This window comes from Schaalia odontolytica, assembly GCF_002847525.1.
GTDB lineage: Bacteria > Actinomycetota > Actinomycetes > Actinomycetales > Actinomycetaceae > Pauljensenia > Pauljensenia odontolytica_B.
The window spans coordinates 103,038-126,966 of record NZ_PKKM01000009.1; the positions used below are offsets into that span (position 1 = coordinate 103,038).

Annotated in this window: 19 protein-coding genes; 7 read left to right on the top strand and 12 right to left on the bottom strand. The window is 64.5% G+C overall.

Annotated elements, in window-relative coordinates; translation table 11 throughout:
- Positions 1-452 precede the first annotated feature (452 nt).
- Positions 453-2,033 (top strand): type I restriction-modification system subunit M, encoded by a 1,581-nt coding sequence (locus CYJ22_RS07370; protein WP_101602153.1) that lies wholly within the window; start codon positions 453-455, stop codon positions 2,031-2,033.
- The gene (locus CYJ22_RS07375) at positions 2,030-3,256 is read left to right on the top strand and encodes a restriction endonuclease subunit S (RefSeq protein ID WP_101602154.1); all 1,227 of its coding nucleotides are present in this window, start codon (positions 2,030-2,032) and stop codon (positions 3,254-3,256) included. The genes CYJ22_RS07370 and CYJ22_RS07375 overlap by 4 nt, the downstream gene beginning before the upstream one ends.
- 206 nt (positions 3,257-3,462) lie before the next feature.
- On the opposite strand, the gene CYJ22_RS07380 is transcribed toward CYJ22_RS07375, so the two are convergent.
- On the bottom strand, positions 3,463-3,849 hold the full coding sequence (locus tag CYJ22_RS07380; RefSeq protein ID WP_101602155.1) for a Panacea domain-containing protein: 387 nt from the start codon (positions 3,847-3,849) through the stop codon (positions 3,463-3,465).
- A gap of 294 nt (positions 3,850-4,143) precedes the next feature.
- Here CYJ22_RS07380 and CYJ22_RS07385 point away from each other — a divergent pair, with 294 nt between their 5' ends.
- Positions 4,144-7,197, top strand: coding sequence for a type I restriction endonuclease subunit R (locus CYJ22_RS07385; protein ID WP_101602156.1), 3,054 nt, complete (start codon positions 4,144-4,146; stop codon positions 7,195-7,197).
- Between the two features lie 97 nt (positions 7,198-7,294).
- Here CYJ22_RS07385 and CYJ22_RS07390 read toward each other — a convergent pair whose 3' ends face one another.
- A complete protein-coding gene (locus tag CYJ22_RS07390) occupies positions 7,295-7,828 on the bottom strand; it encodes a protein CrcB-like protein (protein ID WP_101602157.1) in 534 nt (177 codons plus the stop codon).
- Between the two features lie 237 nt (positions 7,829-8,065).
- On the opposite strand from CYJ22_RS07390, the gene CYJ22_RS07395 reads away from it, so the two are divergent.
- Positions 8,066-8,386 (top strand): TfoX/Sxy family protein, encoded by a 321-nt coding sequence (locus CYJ22_RS07395; protein ID WP_101602158.1) that lies wholly within the window; start codon positions 8,066-8,068, stop codon positions 8,384-8,386.
- A 100-nt stretch (positions 8,387-8,486) separates the two neighbouring features.
- Here CYJ22_RS07395 and CYJ22_RS07400 read toward each other — a convergent pair whose 3' ends face one another.
- Both CYJ22_RS07400 and CYJ22_RS07405 read right to left on the bottom strand, forming a co-directional pair.
- Positions 8,487-9,035, bottom strand: a complete 549-nt coding sequence (locus tag CYJ22_RS07400) for a protein CrcB-like protein (protein WP_101602159.1) — start codon at positions 9,033-9,035, stop codon at positions 8,487-8,489.
- Between the two features lie 182 nt (positions 9,036-9,217).
- Positions 9,218-9,769: an NAD(P)H-dependent oxidoreductase gene (locus tag CYJ22_RS07405; RefSeq protein ID WP_007587472.1), complete on the bottom strand. Its 552-nt coding sequence runs from the start codon at positions 9,767-9,769 to the stop codon at positions 9,218-9,220.
- 129 nt (positions 9,770-9,898) lie between these two features.
- On the opposite strand from CYJ22_RS07405, the gene CYJ22_RS07410 reads away from it, so the two are divergent.
- Positions 9,899-10,699, top strand: coding sequence for a sulfite exporter TauE/SafE family protein (locus CYJ22_RS07410; RefSeq protein WP_101602160.1), 801 nt, complete (start codon positions 9,899-9,901; stop codon positions 10,697-10,699).
- 382 nt (positions 10,700-11,081) lie between these two features.
- Here CYJ22_RS07410 and fumC read toward each other — a convergent pair whose 3' ends face one another.
- The 6 genes from fumC to CYJ22_RS07440 all read right to left on the bottom strand — a co-directional run bounded on the left by fumC (position 11,082) and on the right by CYJ22_RS07440 (position 16,322).
- Complete coding sequence (fumC, locus tag CYJ22_RS07415) at positions 11,082-12,491, bottom strand: class II fumarate hydratase (protein ID WP_007587478.1); 1,410 nt, start codon at positions 12,489-12,491, stop codon at positions 11,082-11,084.
- An 88-nt stretch (positions 12,492-12,579) separates the two neighbouring features.
- Positions 12,580-13,917 carry an MFS transporter gene (locus tag CYJ22_RS07420; protein ID WP_101602161.1) on the bottom strand — a complete coding sequence of 446 codons (1,338 nt, stop codon included), beginning with the start codon at positions 13,915-13,917 and terminating at the stop codon, positions 12,580-12,582.
- 76 nt (positions 13,918-13,993) lie between these two features.
- Complete coding sequence (locus CYJ22_RS07425) at positions 13,994-14,527, bottom strand: dihydrofolate reductase (protein WP_101602162.1); 534 nt, start codon at positions 14,525-14,527, stop codon at positions 13,994-13,996.
- Positions 14,524-15,327, bottom strand: a complete 804-nt coding sequence (locus tag CYJ22_RS07430; RefSeq protein ID WP_007587466.1) for a thymidylate synthase — start codon at positions 15,325-15,327, stop codon at positions 14,524-14,526. Before CYJ22_RS07430 ends, CYJ22_RS07425 begins: the two co-directional genes overlap by 4 nt.
- A 1-nt stretch (position 15,328) precedes the next feature.
- The gene (locus CYJ22_RS07435) at positions 15,329-15,754 is read right to left on the bottom strand and encodes an OsmC family protein (RefSeq protein ID WP_007587447.1); all 426 of its coding nucleotides are present in this window, start codon (positions 15,752-15,754) and stop codon (positions 15,329-15,331) included.
- Between the two features lie 85 nt (positions 15,755-15,839).
- Complete coding sequence (locus CYJ22_RS07440; RefSeq protein WP_207760524.1) at positions 15,840-16,322, bottom strand: DUF2505 domain-containing protein; 483 nt, start codon at positions 16,320-16,322, stop codon at positions 15,840-15,842.
- A 97-nt stretch (positions 16,323-16,419) separates the two neighbouring features.
- Here CYJ22_RS07440 and CYJ22_RS07445 point away from each other — a divergent pair, with 97 nt between their 5' ends.
- Complete coding sequence (locus CYJ22_RS07445; RefSeq protein WP_007587458.1) at positions 16,420-17,880, top strand: sensor histidine kinase; 1,461 nt, start codon at positions 16,420-16,422, stop codon at positions 17,878-17,880.
- Positions 17,881-17,979: 99 nt separating this feature from the next.
- Here the strand turns inward: CYJ22_RS07445 and CYJ22_RS07450 are convergent, their stop codons facing one another.
- A complete protein-coding gene (locus CYJ22_RS07450) occupies positions 17,980-18,231 on the bottom strand; it encodes a WhiB family transcriptional regulator (protein ID WP_007587459.1) in 252 nt (83 codons plus the stop codon).
- Between the two features lie 156 nt (positions 18,232-18,387).
- Complete coding sequence (locus CYJ22_RS07455; protein ID WP_101602164.1) at positions 18,388-21,420, bottom strand: FtsK/SpoIIIE domain-containing protein; 3,033 nt, start codon at positions 21,418-21,420, stop codon at positions 18,388-18,390.
- Positions 21,421-21,593: 173 nt separating this feature from the next.
- Here CYJ22_RS07455 and ligA point away from each other — a divergent pair, with 173 nt between their 5' ends.
- Positions 21,594-23,927, top strand: coding sequence for an NAD-dependent DNA ligase LigA (gene ligA / locus CYJ22_RS07460; protein ID WP_034495963.1), 2,334 nt, complete (start codon positions 21,594-21,596; stop codon positions 23,925-23,927).
- Positions 23,928-23,929 lie beyond the last annotated feature (2 nt).

Genomic DNA, 23,929 nt, shown 5'->3' on the forward strand with positions numbered 1-23,929 from the left:
CCATTCAACGGTAAAGCGATTTTTCAGTAAATTAACCGACAATATGGTCATGCTGGGCGAAAATGTCCCGCAGTGCGGACAAGTAAAATCGTGGGATTGTTGAATTTCTGAGTATTTGCCAGGTGTTGTATGCCTGTGAGCTGGTGTAATGGCTGTTATGTGAGGAGGGGGTCTGTTGTTGCTTTCTGAAAGTGTCTAACAGAGTTGCGGTGGGGGAGTATCCTGAAAAGTTGGGTTTTGTGGGCCCGTTTCGCTCGGTTGACGTTCATCGACGAGGCCGGGGCTGGGAATGTGGATATGGCCTCGTCTTGGGGTGCGATGGCCCACAGATGTGGGGGCGTGCCGTAAGCTGTTTCGTGCGGTCCGCGCAACTGCTGAGGGTGGGCCAATGGAGATGACGAAGACCTAGTCGGGACGCAGTGCATCTGCGTCGAGCCGGAAATGAGGACACCGTGGCGGCAGTGAGCGAACGAGCCGAGCTGCATAAGACGATCTGGCGTATCGCCAACGACCTGCGCGGCAGCGTGGACGGGTGGGACTTCAAGAGCTACGTCCTCGGATTCCTGTTCTACCGCTTCATCTCGGAGAACCTGACGGACTACGTGAACACCTCCGAGCGCGCGGCGATCCTCGCTGAAGGCGGAACCCCTGAAGAGGCCGCGGCCTTCGATTACGCGACCCTCAGCAACGAGGACGCGGAAGCGGCGCGTGAAGGCATCGTCAAGGAAAAGGGCTTCTTTATTCGTCCCTCTGACCTGTTTGGAAACGTGCGCGCTCAGGCTGCCGGCGACGAGAACCTGAACGAGACCCTCTCCTACGCCTTCCGCTTCATTGAAAACTCGGCGCGGGGCAGCGGGTCCGAGTCGGATCTGCGTGGCCTCTTCGACGACGTGGACGTGAACTCCACGAAGCTCGGGAACACGGTCGCCCAGCGCAACGCGAAGCTCGTGAAGATCATGGACGCTGTCGGCGATCTACCTCTGGAACACGGTGCTGCGAAGATCGACGCCTTCGGCGACGCATACGAGTACCTGATGACCATGTACGCCTCAAGCGCGGGTAAGTCGGGTGGCGAGTTCTACACGCCCCAGGAAGTTGCGGAGGTTCTCGCAACCCTCGCGCTGGACGGGCGCTCCGATGTAGCTCGCGTGTACGACCCGTGCGCGGGCTCGGGGTCCCTGCTCCTGAAGTTCGCGAAGCTTCTCGGGCCGTCGAGCAGTCGCCAGTATTTCGGCCAGGAGATCAACCTGACGACGTACAACCTGTGCCGCATCAACATGTTCCTGCACGACGTCAACTTCTCGAACTTCGACATCGCGCTGGGGGATACCCTGACGGAACCCGCCCACTGGGACGATCAGCCTTTCGACGCGATCGTCTCGAACCCTCCCTATTCGACGAAGTGGGTTGGCAAGGACGACATCGGTCTCATCAACGACCCGCGCTTCGCGCCGGCGGGCGTGCTGGCCCCCAAGTCCAAGGCGGACCTGGCCTTCACCATGCACATGCTGCACTGGCTGGCCGAGGATGGAACGGCCGCGATCGTCGAGTTCCCGGGCGTCCTGTACCGCGGCGGCGCCGAGGGGAAGATCCGCAAATACCTGGTCGAAAACAACTTCGTGCACGCGGTCATCCAGCTGCCCCCGGACCTGTTCTTTGGGACGACGATCGCGACCTGCATCATCGTGCTCAAGAAGGCGCGCGCCGACCACAGTGTTCTCTTCGTGGATGCCTCCGCCGAGTGCGTGCGTGAGGGGAACAAGAACCGCCTGACGGCGGAGAACCAGCAGCGGATCCTCTCCCTCGTGTCCGAGCGTCAGGCCGTCGACCATGTGGCGGCGCTGGTGTCGATCGACGACATTAAGGACAACGACTGGAACCTGTCGGTGTCCTCCTACGTCGAGCCCGAGGACACGCGCGAGCAGGTCGACATCGTCGAGCTGAACACTCGCATCGCGGGCATCGTGGAGCGTCAGCGTGAGCTGCGTGCCTCCATCGATGCGATCGTCGCAGAACTGGAGGCCGACCGATGAGCCGCCTCGCCGAGCTGATCGAGGAGCTGTGCCCGGACGGGGTGGAATACAGGCCGTTGGGTGAGTTGCTGGTATACCAGCAGCCAACGCCGTTCTTGGTGAGTTCGAAAGACTATGATCCCTCTTATCCAACACCAGTTCTCACTGCGGGTGCGACCTTTTTGCTGGGCTATTCGAGTGAAACCCATGGTGTATATGCTGCTTCGACAGATGATCCCGTCATCATTTTCGATGACTTCACTACAGCATCAAAGTGGGTAGATTTTCCCTTCAAATTGAAGTCTTCGGCAGCAAAAATCCTTACTGCCGCAGATCCGAGTGTTGCTGATATACGATTTTTGTATTTTTTAATGCAGACGATCAAATACCAAGTCGGCTCGCATGCGCGGCATTGGATTGCTGTCTATTCAAAGATGCCTGTTTGCTGTCCCCCGCTGGAAGTGCAGCGAGAGATCGTGAGAATATTGGATCAATTCACGACGCTGGAAGCGGAGCTGGAAGCGGAGCTGGAAGCGGAGCTGGAAGCCAGGCGGACCCAGTATGAGCACTACCGTAACCAACTGCTCTCGTATGAATCCCTGGCTGCCCGCGGCCCGGTCAGTTGGATTCCCCTTCGGGAGTTCGGCGTTTGGAGTGGGGGCGGGACTCCTTCAAAGAGTCGAGCTGACTATTGGGATGAGGGTAACATCCCATGGATCACGCCGAAAGATATGCGATCATCGAAGATTCAGAATTCGATGATGAATATTACCGACAGAGCTGTGCGCGAGTCTAACGTTAAACTGATTGAGGCTCCCTCAATCGCTCTTGTTGTGCGTTCTAGTATTTTGCAGCACACGTTTCCTGTTGCGCAGATTGATGTTGATGCGACATTTAACCAGGACATGAAAACTCTTGTCGTAGATTCCGATCGTTTCGAGCGTCGGTATATTTACTATGCATTATTAGCAAATGGACAGGAGATTCTGAGGCAGACATCGAAGCAAGGCGGCTCGGTTAACTCGCTTGTCGTTCCGCGGTTGATGGACTTTGAAATTCCTGTGTCTGCGCTCGACGAGCAACAGCATATCGCCGATTTGCTGGATCGCTTCGATGTTCTCGTCAACGACATTACGTCGGGCCTCCCCGCCGAGATTGCCGCCCGCCGTGCCCAGTACGAGCACTACAGGGATCGTCTGCTGTCCTTCCCCGAGAAAGCTGCCTCCAGAAGCAACGCGTCTTAGAGACGTGTTCCCCTCGCGCGTGCGCGAGGGGAACACGAGGGCGTGACGTCAGTCTGCCGTCCACGAGTGGCTATTACGAGGCTCTGGTTCGTCGGGTTTCGCGGTCGTCGTCTGCAGGTGAACTGCTTCGTACCCGTTTCAGCCCTCGCCCTGCAATTATTCTAGGGTCCATAGCAGCGCCAGAGCAAAGGGGCGTCATTAGGCAATCAATCGAGGACGGGATGCCCCTGGTAGTAGCTGCGCATTGCTTCCTGGGTGATAACTGCATCCGAGGGAGCGGATGATGCCAGGCCCTCGCGTGCGTGCAGCCAGGGGGATTCCAGGTGCGTTCGCTCACTCAACTCAGCGCCTGTCATGCCTCCCAGTGCCGAACACACGCGATCGATGAGACCGCGTTCAGCATCAGTGAGAGCAGATGAGTCACCGGACACCAGTTCGCCCGGACGAATCAGGAACATTCCGCGATGCAGTGCATAGAGCTCGGGGGCAACGGGGCCACCGCGCCACGCCTCAAAGTCCTCAGGGAAGAGGGAGGACCCGTACTGAGCGAGGTGTTGAGCCTGGGAATAGAAGGCAAGCTTCTGGAGCTTCATTGTCGTTACCGTACCGGTGCGCTCCAGGATGTAGGTCGCGACATCAACGATTGACTGTGCCGTGTTGGTCTCCTCCTCTGCGTAGTTGCCACACGATTATACTCGGCGTTCAGGGCTATATCAGTCGGGTTGAACAGGTTTCGGGTTTGTCTTTCAGCTGACGCCGCCGGGAGAGCCTGGACGCAGATGACGGTGGGTGACGTTAGCATCGGATCAACGCCACCAGACGGGAGGGAAGCCTCCTGCGTGCCAGCCCCGGCCTCGTGAAAGAGACCCGTAGAGAAAGGAACGCGAGTGTCCACCGACGCACCTCGCCCCCGCATCGAACCCGTCGTCGTCTCCGACGAATTCACGGTCGTTGGGCTCTACCACCCGACTCGCGACCAGGAGCAGGACTACCAGAGCGAAGCCGCCCTCGAGGACGACCTCATCAAACAGCTGTGCGCCCAAGCCTACGAATATGTGGACATCCACGACCGCGACGGCCTGGAAGCGAACCTGCGCGTCCAGCTCGAGGCCCTCAATAACTACCGTTTCAGCGACCGGGAATGGAAGGACTTCTACCGTCATTCGATCGTTGACGTCCGCTCCTCCGACGGGAACCCCGTCGTCGCCAAAGCCCGCCGCATCCAGGAGGACCACGTGCAGGTCCTCACCCGCGACGACGGCACCACCAAGAACATCAGCCTCATCGACAAGACCAACATTCACCGCAACAAGGTGCAGGTGATCCGCCAGTACGCCATCGACACGGGCGCGCGCTCCAATCGATACGACGTCACCATTCTCGTCAACGGCCTGCCCCTCGTTCATATCGAACTGAAGCGGCGCGGCAAAGAACTGCGCGAAGCTTTCAACCAGATCGACCGCTACCAGCGCGACTCCTTCCACGCCAGCGCCGGAGACGGACTCTTTGGCTACGTGCAGATCTTCGTCATCTCCAACGGCGCACACACCAAGTACTACTCCAACACCGTGCGCCTCCAGCACATCACCGAAAACCAGGGCACGCGCCGACAGGTGGCCGCCGCGAACGCGCGATCTTACGAATTCACCATGTGGTGGACCGACGCCGCGAACAATCAGATTTCGGACCTCACCGACTTCGCCGCCACATTTTTGGCCAAGCGCACGATCCTCGCCATCCTTACGCGCTACTGCGTGCTCAACACCCGCGATGAACTCCTCGTGATGCGCCCCTACCAGATCGCCGCGACCGAAGCGATCCTCCAGCGCATCAAGACCTCCAGCATGAACAACCAGACGGGCACCGTCGCCGCCGGCGGATACATCTGGCACACCACCGGCTCCGGAAAGACCCTCACGTCCTTCAAGAGTGCAAAGCTCGCTGCAGGCATGGAGGGGGTCGACAAGGTTCTCTTCGTCGTTGACCGCAAGGACCTCGACCATCAGACCATCCGCGAATATAACGCCTTCGCCGAGGGGACCGTCTCCGCCAACCAATCCACACGCCAGCTCGCCCAGCAAATCAACGATCCGTCCACGCCGATCATCGTCACCACCATCCAAAAGCTCGCGACCTTCGTCAAGAGCCACCGCGGGCACGCCATCTACTCCGGGCACGTCGTCCTCGTCTTCGACGAATGTCACCGCAGCCAGTTCGGCGACATGCACACCGACATCACGCGAGCCTTCCGCAACTACCACCTCTTCGGCTTCACCGGAACACCCATCTTCGCGGAAAACGCCTCCAGCTCCGGCAAAGCAAACCTACGGACGACCGAGCAGGCCTTCGGGGACCAGCTGCACTCCTACACAATCGTCGACGCCATCCGGGACAAGACCGTCCTGCCGTTCCGCGTCGACTACCTCAACTCGTTCCGCGTGCGAGACGGCATCGACAACCACGACGTCGAAGGCATCGATACTGACAGCGCCTACATGAACCCGCAGCGCATCTCGGCCGTGGTCTCCTACATCCTCGAACACTTCAACCAAAAGACGAAGCGGCATGCCTCCTTCCAGTACAAGGAACGGCGCGTCAACGGCTTCAACTCCCTGTTCGCCACCTCCTCCATCAAAGCTGCTCGCGCCTACTACCAGGAGTTCAAGCGCCAGCAGGCCGACCTGCCGGAGGCGCGCAGGCTCAGCGTCGGAATTATCTACTCATACGCGCCCAACGCCGAGGCGCCGGGTACAGGCCTGCTCTCCGAAGAATCCATGGATCCCTCGGCCCTCTCCCAGGACGACCGTGCCTTCCTCGACGAGGCGATCGCCGACTACAACCAGCAGTTCGGTGCCAGCTTCGGCACCGATGCCTCGGGATTCGAGGGATACTACACGAGCCTGTCAACGGCTCTTGCCGAAAGACGCATCGACCTGGTGATCGTCGTCGACATGTTCCTCACCGGCTTCGACTCCAAGTCCCTCAACACCCTGTGGGTCGACAAGAACCTGCGCGCCCACGGCCTCATCCAGGCCTTCTCGCGCACAAACCGAATCCTCAACTCCGTCAAGACATTCGGAAACATCGTCTGCTTCCGCAACCTCGAAGAGGCCACGAACGACGCGATCGCCCTCTTCGGCAACAAAGAAGCGCGCGGTCAGGTACTCCTGCGCCCATACGGCGAGTACCTGTCCACCTACCTCGAGACCATCGAGCAGCTTCGCATCGACTTCCCCCTGCTCATCGGATCGATCGCATCCGAAAAGGAACAGAAGCGCTTCATCGACCTCATGGGGCAGGTCCTGCGCCTGCGCAATATCCTCACGTCCTTCGATGACTTCGAGGGTGATGACACGATCGCCCCGCGCGAGCTCGAAGACTACAGGAGCGTCTACCTGGACCTCTATCACGAGGCGCGCGAGCGCTCAAAGGTGGAGAAGGAACCGATCGCGGATGAGCTCGTCTTCGAAATGGAGCTCGTCAAGCAGGTCGACATCAACGTCGACTACATCCTCATGCTCGTCGAACACCATCGCGGCGAGCGCGGCGACGGCGACGACCGCGAAATCCCCGTTGAAATCACGCGCGCCCTCGCTGCGTCACCCGCCCTGCGCGGCAAACGCGACCTTATCGAAGAGTTCTACCGCCGAGTGTCCCTCAACGGGGACGTCCCCACAGAGTTCGAGTCCTTCATCGCCGCCAAGCGCGACAGCGAACTCGACGCAATCATCGAGGCCGAACGCCTCGGAGAGGGCGCGCGGGACTTCGCGTACGACTCCCTGCGCGAGGGCTACGTCCCCGACGAAGGGACAGGCCTGTCCTCGATCCTCCCGCCGGCCCGCCGCTTCGGTGGCGGTGGCAGCCGCGAAGCCATCCGCTCGCGCGTCCTCGACGCCCTGCGGACCTGGGTCGAACGATTCTCCGGACTCGGAGGACTCTGACGAACCGGCCCCGGCCTCGTGAAAGCGAGGTCGGGGCCAGTTTGCGCCTTTTGTCTAGCGGCAGGGGAGTAGCCGAAACCGCTCCTGGGGAAACGGACTACTGCTCGTCGGTGTCGGTGTCGGCTTCAGTGACCGCGGTGGTGGTCGTAGGGGTGTCTGCCTCTGTGTCTTCGGAATCGCTGTTCGCACTGTCGTCAGGCTCAATGGTGCTGTCAGGGGCGCTGGGCGTGGCAGTTCGCTGAGGATCCGGCGAGTGGAAGATCTCGCGGAGCCCCCACGCGAAGAAGGCAGCGAAGAAGTGGAAGGGCATCCATGAAGTCACGAGCCACCAGTCGGACCCGCTGCCGGCAATGCCCGCCGCCAGACGTCCGAACCACCACAGGATGGGTACGTCGGCGAGGACAGTAACAGCGATCACGATAGCCTTCCACAACCCGGCGTGGTCGAGAAAATCCCGGGAGATGGACGCCAACACCTGGAAGAAGGTGAAGAAGCCCATGAGACAGAAAAAAGCCAACAGAACGAGGCTGGATGACAAGGAGAGTACGAGTAAGACCAGGAGGCCCACTTGGAGCATCAGATACCGGACGATGAATGTAATAATCCCTCGAGGGTCCCGCATATCAATCATGCCCCCATCCTAACGGGGCCCTCAGGCGCGAGGTCCAGCCCCTCATGACCCTTGGTCACGGCGATACTAGCCCGCTCTGCTTCCTCCCCCGGCCTCGTTTATCAATGAACGAACATGGTCAGCGGGCTCGATCTAAGGCTCCTACACTGTTTTTCACACGCCACAAAAGAGGACGGCCGCTCAATGCAGCGCAGGCTCAGATGAGTGTGTTGTTGAGCGGGAAAGTGAGGAAGAACGATGTCGTCCACCGAGCAATACCTGGATTTCGTGCTCGACCTGCTGGGCGAGCTGGACGACGTGGCGCACCGCAAGATGATGGGCGGATACGTCCTCTACTACCGGGGCAAGGTCATCGGCGGCATCTACCGCGGCGACCGCTTCCTGCTCAAGGTCACGCCCGCCTCCGAACGGCTTCTGCCCGAGGCCCCGCGCGCCATCCCCTACGAGGGAGCGAAGGAGATGCTCCTCGTCGAGGTGGAGGATCGCGACGTACTGCGCGACGTCGTCGACGCGATGTGGGAGGAGCTACCTGCACCGAAGAAGAGGAACAAGAAGTAGGCGTCTGGCCCCGGCCTCGTTCATTCATCGACGAGGCCGGGGCCGGGGTGTGTGCTCTGCCTGAGGGTGGGGGAGCGGTTGAGCCGCTCCCAAAAACGGACTACTGCTTGTCGGTGTCGGTGTCGGTGTCGGTGTCGGTGTCGGCTTCGGTAACCCCGGTGGTGGTCGTCGGGGTGTCTGCCTCTGTGTCTTCGGAATTGCTGTTCTCACTGTCGTCAGGCTCAACGGTGCTGTCAGGGGCGCTGGGTGTGGCAGTTCGCTGAGGATCCGGCGAGTGGAAGATCTCGCGGAGCCCCCACGCGAAGAAGGCAGCGACGAAGTGGAAAGGCAACCATATGGCCACGAGCTCCCAGTTGGAGTCCACGAAAAACCCCGAGACTATTCCTCCCAGCCACCACAGGACCGCCACGTCGGAGAGGAGGGCGCCCGCGATCGCGACAGGCTTCCACGACCCGGCCTTGTCGAGGAACTTTTGGGGGATGGCTATCAATACCTGGAGGAAGGTGAAGAAGCCTATGAAACCGAAGAAGTAAATCAGGGCGATCTCCACGACATAGGAGAGCGTGAACCCGAGTAGGAAGACCGCGTGGAGCACCAGGTACCGGATAAAGAAGCTACCAATCCCTCGCGGGTCACGCGTATCTGTCATGCCCCCATCCTAACGGGGCCCTGAAGTGTGCAGGTAAGTGCATCAGAGTACCGCTGTTGCATGGTTACACCGCCCGAGCAATCCTCCCTCCTCCAGATCCATCATGCTCCCGGCCCCGGCCTCGTATTGGACGAGACCAGGGCCGGGCTGCATGTTCCGCCTGATGGCAGGGGAGCAGAAGCTCAGAGTGAAGAGACGAACTCCGCGAGGCGCTTCGCGTGCTCGCGCGAACGCTCCACCATGTCGGCGCGCGCCGCCTCATCCGTGCGATTCGCGTACGACACCCCGTACAGGGGAAGGGTCCCCGCAAACTCCATGCCCGTCAGCGCACACGTCGCCTTCGCGGGCGTCAGCAAGTCGTTGAAATCGACGGAATCTAGCGCGTAGTAAGCCTGAGAAGCCCCCGTCGTTACCGACACGACCAGCTTCTTACCGCGCAGAGCCGTACCCGAAGACCCGTGGCTGAAACCGCGCACAAACACGTCCTCCATCCACTTCTGCAGCAACGCAGGCCAGCCGTACCACCACAGCGGATACTGCAACACGATGACGTCCGCGGCGCGAAGCTTTTCCTGCTCCGCCTCAACGTCGAACGTGTACTCCGGATAGAGGTCATCGAGATGATCAATCTCGGCGCCAGGAAGCAGGATCGCAAGCTCCTCCAGGATCGTCTTATTCGCAACCGAATCATCGCCGGTGCGCGGGTGCCCCGACACAATCAACACGTTGGACATCGCATTTCCTTTCGTTGATGCGAGGAGTCTACGCCCGCCCGTGGGCCCGTGAACAGGGCCTGGACTTCCATTTCGCGCGGGGTGAAGCCCGTCCCCGAAGAGAAAACCGCGCAGTACTACAGTAGAAGCATGGCCAACACCGACTCCCAGCCCCTCACCATGAACCGCATCCTCCTCGTCATCGCGACAGGCGTAGGCGCTGGATTCCTCTCCGGACTCTTTGGAGTGGGAGGCGGCCTCGTCATCGTGCCCGCCCTGATGGCCGTCCTGGGCATGGATCAGCGCCGAGCCTCGGCCACGTCCCTCGCCGCCATCATCGTCACCGCCGCCGTCGGCTCGGGAAACTACGCCCTGCACGGCGAGGTCTCCTGGGCCGGAGCCGCCCTCCTCGTGCTTGGCGCGCTCGCGGGCTCTCAGATCGGTGTGTGGCTCCTGCGCCGCCTCCCCGCGCCCGCCTTGCCCTGGATCCTCATCGGCTTCACCGTCTTCGTTATCGTCTCCCAATACCTGCACGTCCCCACGCGCGAGGGAGCCGTCTCGCTGACACCGGCCTCGTGCGCCCTTATGATCCTGGTTGGCCTGTGCGCCGGCATCCTCTCCGGCCTGGTCGGCGTGGGCGGCGGATCCGTCATCGTGCCCGGCATGGAGCTCGCCGTCGGCGCGGGAGACCTCATCGCGCGCGGCACGTCTCTCCTCGTCATGATCCCCACCGGCATTGCCGGCACTGTCACCAATCTGCGCCACCGCATGGTCGACCTACGCGTCGGCCTCATCGTCGGCGTATCCGCAGCGGCCACGACCCCCGTCGGGCGCCTCGTGGCCACGTGGGTATCCCCGAGCGTGGGCGCGATCCTCTTCAACATCTTCCTGCTGTCCATCATTGCCTCGACGATCCTGAAGATGCGTAAGAAGGCGCACGCCCAGGGCTAAACGATTCCGTACGGAATAGCGGCTTTGCCTGCGAGTTTCCCGTTTGATCAGGGAGGCATCTTCTACGCCAGCCGCGACTGCGGTCGCCTAGAAATTTCGCATGCAATTCCCGACCACTGCTTCGTGGGTGCCACGAGAAAACCGCATGATTCCAACGATCTGATTTCAAAAGTCAAAACAGTTGAGAGGGAATTGCATGCGAAATTGGTGAGAGGGCGGAAAATATCGTCAGGAAGCCTGGCGTCATGCCGGGACATGCTGACCCCGTGCATGAAGCGCACCCCCACCCGCCGCACGGATACCTGCATGCGCAAAGGGCCCCGGCCTCGTGGAAACGAGACCGGGGCCAAACGCTAAGCCGCGCTAGCGCGCCTGAAGCGGATCACTCGTCGGCGGCGCTGGGGTGCGTCATGTCGGCGGGAACGACCCACGCGTCGAACTCCTCGGCCGTCAGGAAGCCCAGCTCGAGGGCGGACTCGCGCAGCGACAGGCCCTTGTGATGCGCGTTCTTCGCGATCTTCGAGGCCTTGTCGTAGCCGATGTGGCGGTTCAGGGCCGTCACCTGCATGAGGTTGATGTCCAGGTTGTGCTGGATCTTCTCGTAGTTGGGCTCGATGCCGTACGCGCAGTTCGTATCGAAGGACACGCAGGCGTCGCCCAGCAGGCGGATGGACTCCAGGACGTTCCACGCCATGACGGGCTTGAAGACGTTGAGCTGGAAGTTGCCCTGCGAGCCGGCGAAGCCGACCGTCGCGTCGTTGCCGAACACCTGGGTGGCGACCATGGTCATGGCCTCGCACTGGGTCGGGTTGACCTTGCCCGGCATGATGGACGAGCCCGGCTCGTTCTCGGGGATGATCAGCTCGCCGATGCCGTTACGCGGGCCGGAGGCGTACCAGCGCACGTCGTTCGCGATCTTCATGAGGGCGTCGGCCAGGACGCGCAGCGCGCCCGAGACCAGCACCAGCGCGTCGTGCGCACCGAGGGCGGCGAACAGGTTGTCGGCCTGCGTGAACTCGATGCCGGTCTCCTCGGAGATCTTCTTGGCGGTGAGCTCGCCGAACTTCGGGTGAGCGTTCAGGCCGGTGCCCACGGCGGTACCGCCGATGGCGAGCTCGCGCGCACGGGTGTCGGCGTACTCGATGCCATCGAGGGCGAAGTCGATCTGAGCAACCCAGCCGGAGATGACCTGGCCCAGGCGGATCGGGGTGGCGTCCTGCAGGTGGGTGCGGCCCACCATGATGACGTCCTCGAACTCCTTGGCCTTCTTGTCCAGGGTGTCACGCAGCTGGCGCACGCGCGGGTACATGTCGTGCAGCTCGGAGACGACCGCGATGTGCATGGCGGTGGGGAACGTGTCGTTCGAGGACTGGCCACGGTTCACGTGATCGTTGGGGTGGACGGGGGACTTGGTGCCCATGGTGCCGCCCGCGATCTCGATGGCGCGGTTGGAGATGACCTCGTTGGCGTTCATGTTCGACTGCGTGCCCGAACCGGTCTGGAAGACGACCAGCGGGAAGTTGTCGTCAAGCTTGCCGGAGATGACCTCGTCGCCGGCCTGAGCGATGTAGTTCGCGATGTCGGCGGGCAGCTCGCCCAGCTCGGCGTTGGCCAGGGCCGCGGCCTTCTTCAGGATGCCAAGGGCGCGCACCATCGGGCGGCCCCACACGAAGGTGTTGCGTCCAATGTCGAAGTTGTGCAGCGAACGCTCAGTCTGAGCGCCCCAGTAGCGGTTCGCGGGGACCTCAACGGCTCCCATCGAGTCGGTTTCGGTACGGGTTTCTTGTGCCACAGGTGGCTCCTTCGCGTAGGGCTTACGTACCCCTCTAGGATAGCGCCGCCCGCGCGTTGAGGCGTGGGGCACTCGTCCTAGTCGCGTCCTAGTCGCGCGCGCGGGCCTCGAGATCAGCGTGGTGTAGTAGCCACCAGGCGCAGGCACACGACAGGGCGACGAGCGAGAGCGCCAGCAGGAAAGGTGACAGCGGCATCCAGCCGTACAGGGCCGTGGCGCTCACGGGGGCCACGATCCACGTGATAGCGCCGGTCGCGTTGATGACGCCGGCGATGCCGCCCTGCTCGCGCGCGCTCACCGCCAGGGACGCGCCCGCCGAGTAGCCGGGGGAGGCCATGCCCGAGGCGACGCCCATAGTGAACGTCGAGACTGCCAGCGCCCACAGCGACGGCGCGATCGTCAGGCACGCGAGGGCCACGAGGGCGAGCGTCATGCCCGTGCGCAGGAGAGTGCGCGGGCTCCACCCCAGGCGCGGCACGACGATCAGCTGCATGAGCATGGCTCCGGCGGCGTTGGCCAGCAGCATGAGGGCGGTGACGGAAACGGCGGGCGCGGGCTCAAGTCCGCCGCGGTCCTGGACGAGGAAGCCCATCGTGATCTGAACGACGCCGTTCGCAAAGTAGATGCCGAACACCGAGGCGATCCACGGGGCGATGCGCCGGTCGGTCCACCGCACGCGCGGGGGCAGCTCGGCGGTGGCTGTCGTCCCGCTCGCGGTGTTCGTGTCCGCCGCTTCAGTCGACGAGGCCGGGGCAGCCTGCCCGGGTTGCGTGTCCTTGGTTGTCAGGCGAGGCAGGCGCCTCCTCGTGCGCGTGGAGGCTCCGTCGCGGGGCAGCCAGATGAGAGCGATCGCCAGGGCGATGAGGACGAAGATCGGGGTGGCGTGTACGGGGCCGAAGATCCACCAGGCGCCCAGAGCTGAGGAGACGAGGGAGCCGACCATCACCGACAGGTTGATCGCGCCGGAGAACGCGGACGTGCCGCGTACGCGCGAGGCCTCGTCGGGGGTCACCTCGGCGACGAGGGCCTGGCCCGTCGGCGGGATCGCCGCGACGGCCGCACCGAAGAAGGGGCCGCGCGCCACCATAATGGCGCCAGCAGCGAGGAAAACACCGACGTAACCGGCCGCGCGCGCCCACACGGCCGCCGAAAAAAGCGTGCCCGCCGTGAGCGCCAAGAACAGCGCCAACAGGATGACGCGCCTGCGTCCCCAGGCGATCGAACGGCGCCCCCAGAACTGGCTGAGCGCCGTCACCGCGGCGGCCGCCAAGGACACGGCCGCTCCCACGATCCACTCGGGCAGATCAAGGGCGCGCGACAAGGGAGCGATCGACACGTTGAGCATGTTTTGCGCTGTGTACGTAAACAGCGCGATTGCCACGAGCGCGCGCAGCGTCGGATTCGTCAGCAAAGGTGATGAGGGCACAATGCATCCTACGACGAAGGCCCCGCGCGATGCGCGGGGCCTTGCCGGACAAGTATCGAAACGGGGGGAGCGTCGCTTATCGTTGCACCCAGGTGCTCACCTTCCAGCGAGCGTCCCCGGAGCGCTCACGCCACTCGGCGTCGCTGCGCTCCTCGTCCCGGCGCCACAGCGCCGGATCCAGCGGCGGCGCGTACACGAAGGTCGACCCCTCGGGTGCGCTCGCGGCCACGTCCAGCTCCAGGTCGGTTACCACGGCCTCGTCGAGGAGGGGAAGGGTCTGCGCGTAGAGCTGCGCCCCGCCCGTGATCCAGATGTAGGGGGCGTCCGTACGCGCCGTTTCCTCGCGCGCAATCTCCAGGGCCTCGTCGACGGAGGAAACGACGAGAGCGCCCTCGGCCTCGTACCCGGGTGTGCGGGTGATGACGATGTTCGTGCGGCCCGGCAGGGCGCGCCCGAGGGCCTCCCACGAGCGGCGGCCCATGATGATCGGGCAGCTCATCGTGGACTCCTTGAAGTGGCGGAAATCAGCGGGAACATGCCAGGACATGGCCGTGCCCGTCCCAATGATCCCGTTGCAATCCTGCGCCCAAATCGCTCCCAGCTTCGTCATACCGCGACCGGAGCCTTGATCGTGGGGTGATGCTGGTAGTCCGTCACCGAAATGTCATCGAAGGAGTACTCGAACATCGAGGGAGCGTGTCCGAGCTCCAGGCGCGGGAACGGGTACGGCTCGCGGCTCAGCTGCTCGGTCACCTGCTGAGTGTGGTTGGAGTAGATGTGGCAGTCCCCGCCCGTCCAAATGAAGTCGCCGACTTCCAGGCCCGCCTGCTGGGCGAACATGTGGGTGAGCAGCGAGTAGGACGCGATGTTGAAGGGCACACCCAGGAACATGTCCGCGCTGCGCTGGTAGAGCTGCAGCGACAGGCGGCCGTCGGCCACGTACAGCTGGAAGAACGCGTGGCAGGGCTCGAGCGCCATCTGCGGCAGGTCGCCGACGTTCCACGCGGACACCACCATGCGGCGCGAATCCGGGTTCGTCTTCAGCGTCTCGAGGACCTGGGAGATCTGGTCGATGTGGCGGCCATCCCCGGCGTTCCACGAACGCCACTGGACGCCGTATACCGGGCCCAGCTCGCCGTCCTCGTCTGCCCACTCGTTCCAGATGCGGATGCCGTTGTCGCGCAGCCAGGACACGTTCGACGACCCCGACAGGAACCAGAGCAGCTCGCCGACCACCGACTTGAGGTGCACGCGCTTGGTCGTGATCAGCGGGAATCCCTTGGACAGGTCGTAGCGCAGCTGCGCGCCGAACATGGAGCGCGTGCCCGTGCCCGTGCGGTCGCCCTTCGGGGTGCCCTCGGCCATGATGCGCGCCAGCAGGTCCTCGTACTGGCGGTCGACGGCGCTCACGTCAGTCGATCCGCTCGTTCGTCCACGTGTGCGAGGCCGACAGCGCCTGGTCGACGACCGAGTGCTCGATCGTGCAGTTGCGCTTGATCGCGGCATCGGCGCGACGCTTCAGATCCTCGATCTCTTCCTCAGACAGTGCGGACATGTCCTGGACCAGCTCGACGTCCACGTGCGTGAAGCGGTCGTTGTCCTGGTCGTAGTCGGCGGAGACACCGACGAACTGCTCGAAATCGTCGCCCAGGCGGGCGGCCATGCGCGCGTCTGAACTCATCGCGTTGCAGCCCGCGAGCGCGAGCTTGAGCAGGTCGCCGGGGGAGAAGAGGCCGGGGCCGTGACCGATGCGGATTTCGGCGCCGTCCTGGTTGCGGGCGACGTATTGACGCACGCCCGTACGCTGCATGTACAGAGACTTAGGTGTATCACTCATGGCACCTATTGTGTCGCGAAAAGACCCCGCCCGCCCGGCAACATGCGCGGGGCGGGCGGGGTTCCGCGCAGAGCGTAGCGTGGGCTCAGCGATGCTCATCCAGCCACTGCGTTGCCAGTGCCTGCTCACGCTCCACGACGCGGCCGAGGTGTGCCACGGCCTCCTTCTCGATGCGCCCACCCAGCAGCGGCACGCGTACCGACACGTTGCCGGTTACGTCGCGGGTGCAGCCCGCCTCGACCGGAGCCAGGGTGGACGTGGCCTCAACGGACACCGGGGCGCCGTCCACGGTCACGGACGTGCGCGAGGTGGCCCCGGCCTCGTTCATCGTCCACTCCTCGGTGAAGGTGATGCGCAGATCGGACTTGACAAAGCGCGCGGCCGCCGCAGGAATCAGCTCCGGGCGCACGGTGCCCGCAAAGGACACGCGCTCGCCCTCCACCGACACGACCTGGGAGCCCTCCACGACAAACTGGCCGAAGCGTCGCTCCAGGTAGGCGGGGGTCAGGTACATGGCGACGACCTCGTCGACCGCGCCCGGGTAAGAAATGGATTGCGTGAACTGCATGGCTCTCCTTACGAAACAAGCGGCGCCGAAGCGTGTCCCGGCGCTCATTTACAACTAAGGTCCGCCCTAGCGGCCCCTCTCCCTTTAGAGTAGATGCATGCGTAGTCTCATGCAGTTAGCTGAAGAAGCCTCTTCGACGCCGTTGTCGGAGCAGGACATCGATTGGCTGCACCTCCTCCTCGCGGACTGGCAGGTGCTCGCTGACCTGGCGGCCGCCGACCTGGTTCTGTGGCTGCCCGCCGACGACGGGCGCTTCATCGCGGCCGCCCACTGTCGTCCCGCGACCTCGACGACCGTTCACGTAGACGACATCATCGGCCTGCACCTGCCCGCCGCCCGCGAAATCGACCTGCGCCGCGCCCTGCAGTCAGGCGAGGTCGTGCGCTCACCCGCCGCGCGATGGGCCGGCACCTACTCGATGATGGAAACCTGCGTGCCCGTGTGCCACGACGGGCGCATCATCGCCGTCGTCACCCGCGAGGCCAACCTGTCCAGCCCGCGTCTGTCGCTGGGCTTCGAAGGGTGGACCGTGGCAGCGGCTGACACCCTGTGCCAGATGATGGCCCGCGGCGAATACCCCTACGACTCGACACCGCAGGTCACGTCCCACGGCGTCCCGCGAGTACTCGACGGTGCCGTCTTGCTGGATGCGGAGGGCCGCGTCCAGCACGCGACTCCCAACGCTGTGTCCTGCCTGCGCCGCCTTGGCATCCGCACGAACGTGACCGGCAAGGTTCTCGCCCAAGAGATCACCGAGGTGATCGGCGACGGCACCCTCATCGAAGAATCGATGGCAGTCGTCGTGATGGGTCGTGCCTCCTGGCGCGTGGAGATCGCCGCGCGCGCGTCCACCGTCAGCATGCGCGCCCTGCCCCTCGTCAACGGACGCAAGCGCCTGGGCGCCGTCATCCTCACGCGTGACGTCTCCGAGGTTCACCGCCACGAGCAGGAGCTCATGACGAAGGACGCGACGATTCGCGAGATCCACCACCGCGTGAAGAACAACCTGCAGACGGTCTCCGCCCTGCTGCGCCTCCAGTCGCGCCGCTCCTCCGAGGACGCGGTCAAGGTCGCGCTCGCGGAAGCCGAGCGCCGCGTGCAGGCCATCGCGACCGTGCACGCTGCCCTGTCGCAGAACGTGGATGAGTCGGTCGACTTCGACGAGGTCGCGCGCACGATCGTGCGCATGGCAGGCGCGATCGCGTCCACGGATCACAGCGTCGAGGTCATCACGACCGGTAGCTTCGGCACCATTCAGGCCGATCAGGCGCAGGCCTTGGCCACGGTCCTCAACGAGCTGGTCGCCAACTCCGTCGAGCACGGCCTTGCCGAGCGGGACGGCCTCATCGAGGTGCGCGCCGTGCGTGAGGGAAACTCCATGACGGTCACCGTGGCCGACGACGGCGTGGGCTTCGTGCCGGGCACGCCGATGAGTGGCCTGGGCACACAGATCGTGCACCAGATGGTGCGCGGCGAGCTCAAGGGCTCGATCGAGTGGGCCCCGCGCGAGGGTGGTGGCACGCTCGTCACGCTCCACGCTAACTTGGACCCCGCCTGACGGGTGGGGTCGGCGCTGTGCGCCTATGAACGAGGCCGGGGATCCCGTGTGGATCTCCGGCCTTGATCGTCTGTGCGGCACGTGTGCCGCAGTGGTGTGTTAGCACCCCGCGCGGCGTGCGCGCGCGGCGCGGCGCTTGAGGGAGCGGCGTTCTTCTTCGCTCATGCCGCCCCACACGCCGGAATCCTGGTTGTTGTCGATGGCCCACTGCAGGCAGATGCCCACGACCTCGCACTCGCGGCACACGGCCTTGGCCTCGGCGACCTGCGTAATAGCTGGACCCGTGTTCCCGATGGGGAAGAAAAGTTCCGGGTCAACTGTCAGACATGCCGCCTTGCTGCGCCAATCCATGATGTGTCTTTCGCTCCTCGACTACCGTGCGCTTGGGATGTTTCGCTGTGTTCTCTTGCCAGTGTCCGTTAGGCATCTTAGTCGCGCAAGGTGGTGTCAACAGCGAAATGACGAAGTCACTATGCGGCTGCTCACGGAGTGCGAATAAGCTGGGACTTAGGTATTAACTGACCCTACGGTCAGTTGGACAGTTGTCAGGGTATCACCCTCGCAGATCAGTCCGCATGTGGGGTCCCACCGCCGCGCGAGAATGGAGAGCGGGGAGGCGTGGCAGTGTTGAATTAGCGCGCGAATTACGTTGTTGGTGGGATTCATCGCGAGGACTCTGTGGCCGTCCCATCTGACGATACGAGTCCATGCGCTATCGGGAATTACGTCAGTGATTGTTGGCGTTTCCCACCCGAGGTATGCGTGCAGCGCTTCGATGACGGCCTCGCCCTCACGCGCGCCGATGACGATCCACGGCAGCGGCCGCTCCCATTGTGGCTCGTCGTAGGTGGGGCCGATCAGGGCAGGAGCTGCCGCATTCCTGACCAGCGCTGAGGTCCTGGCCGGGCTGGGGATGCACCATCCGCTCGCTGTGTTCTCGCCCGGTGTGCCCAGGTTGCACGGGGTGTTGGGGACACAGGCGAGGACCGTACGCTCGCCGGGGCGAGCAAGCAGTACCTGCCCGGGTGCCAGGGCGCGCAGATCGTTTGGGGAGATTCCTGCGTGGAGGGCTTCGTCCGCGTCGCGTGCTCGCACGAGACGTGTCGAGAAGGCACCCATCGTTGCGCTTGAGGCAGTGAAACGGCCGGAGTAGGCGGCAATGATCGTGACGCCAGCGCGCCTGGCTCCGCCTAACAGGGACGTCCACAGGGATTCCGCCTGCGGGGCCGACAGTGACTGGGTGAGTGCGACGCGCAGTGTGGGCACGTCGGTGATGGCGAGGATTGCGGGCCCGTGCTCGCAGATCCCCTCGAGCAGGTCGATGACGCAAGCGTCTTCGGGGTGCAGATTTGATGCGCAGCCGGGGACGTCCTCGTCGCCGACCACGTGGAGCGGATAGCCCCGCTGTTGTCCGATGCGCGTTGCTAGGGAGAGCGCCCAGCGCGAGGCGAGTGCGGCCTCGTGCGCGCTGGCCTGAATCTGGATGCTTCCCCCGTCCCAGACGATGGGAGCGTGCTCGTTGATCCCTTCGACGAGACCCAGGGTGAGGGCCTCCCCGTTGATCTCGGGCTGCTCGGAGCGCGGATCTGTGGCAGCCGTCGGTGACGCGCTTGCGGAGTCGACCTCCTTCCACGTGATGGACTCGGGGAGCGCGGGTGCCCATAGGGCTGCGACTCCGCTGTGCGGCCACGTGTGAGCACACTGGGAAACGACGGAGGCGACGTCCTCCATGTAGGCCAGCTGGATGGTGCCAGTGCCGTCGAGGACGGCTCTGCCGGGAATGCGTGGCAGCGATGCGGCCCGAGCGTCCCCCAGGATGTCTGTGGAATCCGCGGCGCTCACGCAGCGCAAGGCCAGGCGGATGTCCATGTTTGCTCGCATCTGTGCGCTCACCGCCCCGGAGGGACGCTGAGTCGCGGCGATGAGGTGCAGCCCCAGACTGCGTCCCTGCGCGGCCAGCCGCAGCAGGATGTCCATCGAGTCGGGGTGCGTCTGGGAGAGGACGCGGAACTCGTCGATAGCGACCACGAGCCGTGCCGGGGCGCGCGGGACGGAGGCCGGGGCGTCCGAGTGTGCACGCTCCCACGAGGCGAGATCTGGGAAGGAGAGCTCACTCAGCTGTTCCTCGCGACGCTGCAATTCGGCGGCGATCCCCTCGAGAGCACGAGTCGTCGCCCCGGGATCCAGGTCCGTCAGGAGCGCATGCGTGTGGGGGAGTCCCTGCAAACGTGCGAACGTCGATCCGCCCTTGTAGTCGATGAGGACGAAGCGAACCTTGTCGGGGCTGTAGCAGTGTGCGATTGACGCGAGCCAACCGATGAGAGCCTCCGATTTCCCAGACCCCGTACACCCGGCGACGAGCGCGTGTGGACCGTCCGACACCAAGTCCAGCTCCACAGGACCGGAGGGCGACATCCCGATGCGTACGCCCAGAACGCCGGAGGAACCCCGAGCGCGATCGGGATCCCAGCCCACCCGGGAGGGAAGCGTATCCTGCGCGTCGGCACGGGTGACCGTCCACCACCACTGCGAGGCCACCGGCGCATCGTCGGTAAGACACACCTGCGCGCACCAGGCTGGCAGACGTGCAACGGTCGAGGCGTACCCGATGTGCACGGTTGGCCGCTCGGTGTCGGTGTCGCGCGCGCAGTACGGGCAACAATCGGCTCCGCTTACGTGGATGTCCACGCCCGCATGCCCGAGCAGGACGGGTGCGGAGCTGTTCCACCAGACCCGCGCCCCTCCCACCTGCGCGGCAACCTGACCCGCGCACCACAGCGCGCACTGCGGGGCGTGTGCGCCCGCGATACCGATCGTTGCGCACTGCCCCGGTTCGTCCACAGCCATGGACAGGAGGACGCGACGGCGCATGCTTGTCGCACGCCCAGGCCACACGCTTGCCCGAATGGAACGAGGCGGGGAAGCGGAGTTGGGGAGCCCCGCGAGAACCAGGGCGAGCGCCGCCCCATCCCAGTTCCTGCGTCGGCGGCGAATTCGCCAAGAGAACACGATTGCGAACCCGCACAAGAGGACCACCGCAGCCGCAGCGAGAGCGACCAACATCCGCGGAGCGCTCGCGGTCGCACGCAGCCGCCACCCCATCAAAGCAACCATGACGAGCACGGAGAGCAGGGGAGCTCCCCGCAGGAGGGACGCACCCGTCAACGAGCCCCGGCCTCGTCGCTCGACCCCAGGCCACGCGAGGCGCAGGGGGCGCGGGCGAACCTCAAAGACATCCTCGCCAAGGCGCAGGCGAGTCCCGGGTGTCAGGGCCTGCCGGGCGCGCCGAGTCCTCCACCTGCCCAGTCGGGTGCGCACCCGAAACGGAGGGGACATCGGCGTGGAATCCAGGATTGCCCGGCCCCCGTTCGTGGAGAAGAGCGCGTGCTCGCGCGCCACGCTCGCGCACGACAGGGGAACCTCTCCCGCCCGTCCCACCGTGCCGGGGGCAAGCACGAGGCCGACGTCGGGGCCATCCACGCACGCCAGATGCAGGTCGGTGCGCAGGGCAGATCTGGCGAGGCAACCGGAATCCTTCATGCATCAACGATCCCGCCGCGCTCGCGGGCGATCAAGCAGCACGAGTTGGCCTGTGGATAACCGGCGACAACAGAAAACCCCTGTGGATAACCATCCCGCGTGCCATGTGGCTATGGCCACCTCCTCCGCTAGAGCGCCCCGCCCGCCGTCCGCCGGCCGCCCGAAATGCAAGAATGTACCCCATGGCTGACTCCACGTTCGAGACGACCCGCGACCGCTACAACGAACTCGTTGACCGCATCAACGATGCCCGCGCCGCCTACTACGACCGTGATTCGCCGACCCTCGCGGACGCGGACTACGACCGCATGTACCGCGAGGTCGAAGAGATCGAGGAGCGCTACCCGCAGCTGCGCGGCGCCGACTCTCCCACGATGAGCGTGGGCGGCAGCGTCGACTCCGGATTCTCCGAGGTACGCCACCTCGCCCAGATGATGTCCCTCGACGATGTGTTCTCCCTCGAGGAGCTTGCCGGCTGGGAGACCCGAATGGCCGAGGCCACCGGCATCGCCGACCTCGAGATGACGACTGAGGTGAAGGTTGACGGCCTGTCCATCAACCTCCTGTACGAGAACGGCCGCCTCGTGCGCGCCGCGACCCGAGGCGACGGCTACGTCGGCGAGGACGTCACCGCCAACGCACGAACCATTGCCTCGATCCCGCAGACCCTGACCGGCACCGTCCCCGCGCGCGTCGAGGTGCGCGGCGAGGTCTACTTCCCGGTCGCCGACTTCGCCGCATTCAACGAGGCCCGCGTCGAGGCCGGGGAAAAGACTTTCGTCAACGCGCGCAACGCCGCCGCTGGATCCCTGCGCCAAAAGGACCCGGCAGAGACAGCTAAGCGCCCCCTCGCCATGGTCGCCCACGGCATCGGCTTCGTCGAGGCAGGGGAGGACTTCACCGAGCCGATCACCCAGATGGGCTGGTACGAGCAGCTGCGCGACTGGGGCCTGCCCGTCTCGCCCTACACCCGCGTGCTGACGGGCCGCGAGGCCATCGAGGAGCGGATCGCCGAGATCGGCGCGGACCGCCACGGCCTCGTCCATGAGATCGACGGCGTCGTCGTCAAGATCAACGACCTGGACCTGCAGCGTTCCCTCGGCTCGACCTCACGCACCCCGCGCTGGGCGGCCGCCTACAAGTTCCCGCCAGAAGAAGTTCACACGCGCCTACTCGACATCCGGGTGCAGGTGGGGCGCACGGGCCGCGTGACCCCGTACGGCGTCATGGAATCCGTGCTGGTCGCGGGTTCGAACGTTGCGCGCGCGACCCTGCACAACGCCCAGGAGGTCGCCCGTAAGGGGGTCCTCATCGGTGACCTCGTCGTCCTACGCAAGGCGGGCGACGTCATCCCCGAGATCGTCGCCCCCGTCGAGGACGCGCGCAACGGCTCCGAGCGCCCCTTCGTGATGCCCACGCAGTGCCCCTCCTGTGGCACCGCGCTCGTCCAAGAAAAGGAAGGCGATGTCGACCTGCGCTGCCCGAACAAGGGTTTGTGTCCCGCGCAGATCACCGAGCGCCTTGCCCACGTCGGCGCGAGAAGCGCCCTGGACGTGGAGGGCCTCGGCGACGAGTCCGCCCTGGCGATGACCCAGCCCGAAAATGACCGCGACGAGGTGGCGGCCGCCCTGGTCGCCGGCCACAGCGTCACCCTGGAGGACGGCACCGTCCTCACCCTTGAGGGGGGCCGCGAGCTGCCCCACGGCGAGCAGATCACCCGCGCCGAGGAACTCCTGCCCGCCCCGCAGGCACCCGCCCTGCACACGGAGGCCGCGCTCTTTGACCTGCGCGCCGAGGATCTGCGCGACGTTTTGGTGTGGAAGCCCGTCAAGAAGAAGGGCGAGGAAACCGGGGACTGGAAGCAGGTTCGCTACTTCTGGACCAAGGCCTACAAGCCCCGCAAGCTGCGCGGACAGACCATCTTTGAGCCCATCGAGCCCAGCGCCTCTAAGGGCACCGAGAAGATGCTCGCCGAGCTGGACAAGGCCAAGAACCAGCCCCTGGCGCGCGTCCTTGTCGCCCTGTCCATCCGCCACGTCGGCCCGACGGCGGCCCGCGCGCTCGCAGAGAAATTCCTATCGATGGATGCTCTGCGCGCCGCCTCGGTCGAGGAGCTTTCTGCCGTCGAAGGTGTGGGCGAGGAGATCGGCCGATCGCTGCGCGACTGGTTCACGGTCGACTGGCACCTGGAGGTGCTCGAGGCGTGGGCGCGCGCGGGCGTGCGCATGGCTGACGAGGCGCCCGAGCCGACCTCGGATGTCCTTGCGGGCCTCACCATCGTCGTGTCGGGCGCGATGCCCGGATACGACCGCGAGGGCGCCAAGGAGGCGATCACGTCGCGCGGCGGCAAGGCCGCGGGTTCGGTCTCGAAGAAGACCTCGCTCGTGGTCGCCGGCCCGGGCGCGGGCTCGAAGGCCGCGAAGGCCGAGGCTCTGGGCGTCCCCGTCATTACCGAGCAGCAGTTCGCGGACCTCCTCGAGGGAGGCCTGGCGGCCGTCGGCCTATAACG

What these genes read in the sequence shown, in the direction of transcription:
- CYJ22_RS07375 (WP_101602154.1), top strand. Translation starts at nt 2,030, where the DNA reads ATGAGCCGCCTCGCCGAGCTGATCGAGGAGCTGTGCCCGGACGGGGTG.
- CYJ22_RS07380 (WP_101602155.1), bottom strand. Translation starts at nt 3,849, where the DNA reads ATGAAGCTCCAGAAGCTTGCCTTCTATTCCCAGGCTCAACACCTCGCT.
- CYJ22_RS07390 (WP_101602157.1), bottom strand. Translation starts at nt 7,828, where the DNA reads ATGATTGATATGCGGGACCCTCGAGGGATTATTACATTCATCGTCCGG.
- CYJ22_RS07395 (WP_101602158.1), top strand. Translation starts at nt 8,066, where the DNA reads ATGTCGTCCACCGAGCAATACCTGGATTTCGTGCTCGACCTGCTGGGC.
- CYJ22_RS07400 (WP_101602159.1), bottom strand. Translation starts at nt 9,035, where the DNA reads ATGACAGATACGCGTGACCCGCGAGGGATTGGTAGCTTCTTTATCCGG.
- CYJ22_RS07405 (WP_007587472.1), bottom strand. Translation starts at nt 9,769, where the DNA reads ATGTCCAACGTGTTGATTGTGTCGGGGCACCCGCGCACCGGCGATGAT.
- CYJ22_RS07410 (WP_101602160.1), top strand. Translation starts at nt 9,899, where the DNA reads ATGGCCAACACCGACTCCCAGCCCCTCACCATGAACCGCATCCTCCTC.
- CYJ22_RS07425 (WP_101602162.1), bottom strand. Translation starts at nt 14,527, where the DNA reads ATGACGAAGCTGGGAGCGATTTGGGCGCAGGATTGCAACGGGATCATT.
- CYJ22_RS07435 (WP_007587447.1), bottom strand. Translation starts at nt 15,754, where the DNA reads ATGAGTGATACACCTAAGTCTCTGTACATGCAGCGTACGGGCGTGCGT.
- CYJ22_RS07440 (WP_207760524.1), bottom strand. Translation starts at nt 16,322, where the DNA reads ATGCAGTTCACGCAATCCATTTCTTACCCGGGCGCGGTCGACGAGGTC.
- CYJ22_RS07445 (WP_007587458.1), top strand. Translation starts at nt 16,420, where the DNA reads ATGCGTAGTCTCATGCAGTTAGCTGAAGAAGCCTCTTCGACGCCGTTG.
- CYJ22_RS07450 (WP_007587459.1), bottom strand. Translation starts at nt 18,231, where the DNA reads ATGGATTGGCGCAGCAAGGCGGCATGTCTGACAGTTGACCCGGAACTT.
- CYJ22_RS07455 (WP_101602164.1), bottom strand. Translation starts at nt 21,420, where the DNA reads ATGAAGGATTCCGGTTGCCTCGCCAGATCTGCCCTGCGCACCGACCTG.
- ligA (WP_034495963.1), top strand. Translation starts at nt 21,594, where the DNA reads ATGTACCCCATGGCTGACTCCACGTTCGAGACGACCCGCGACCGCTAC.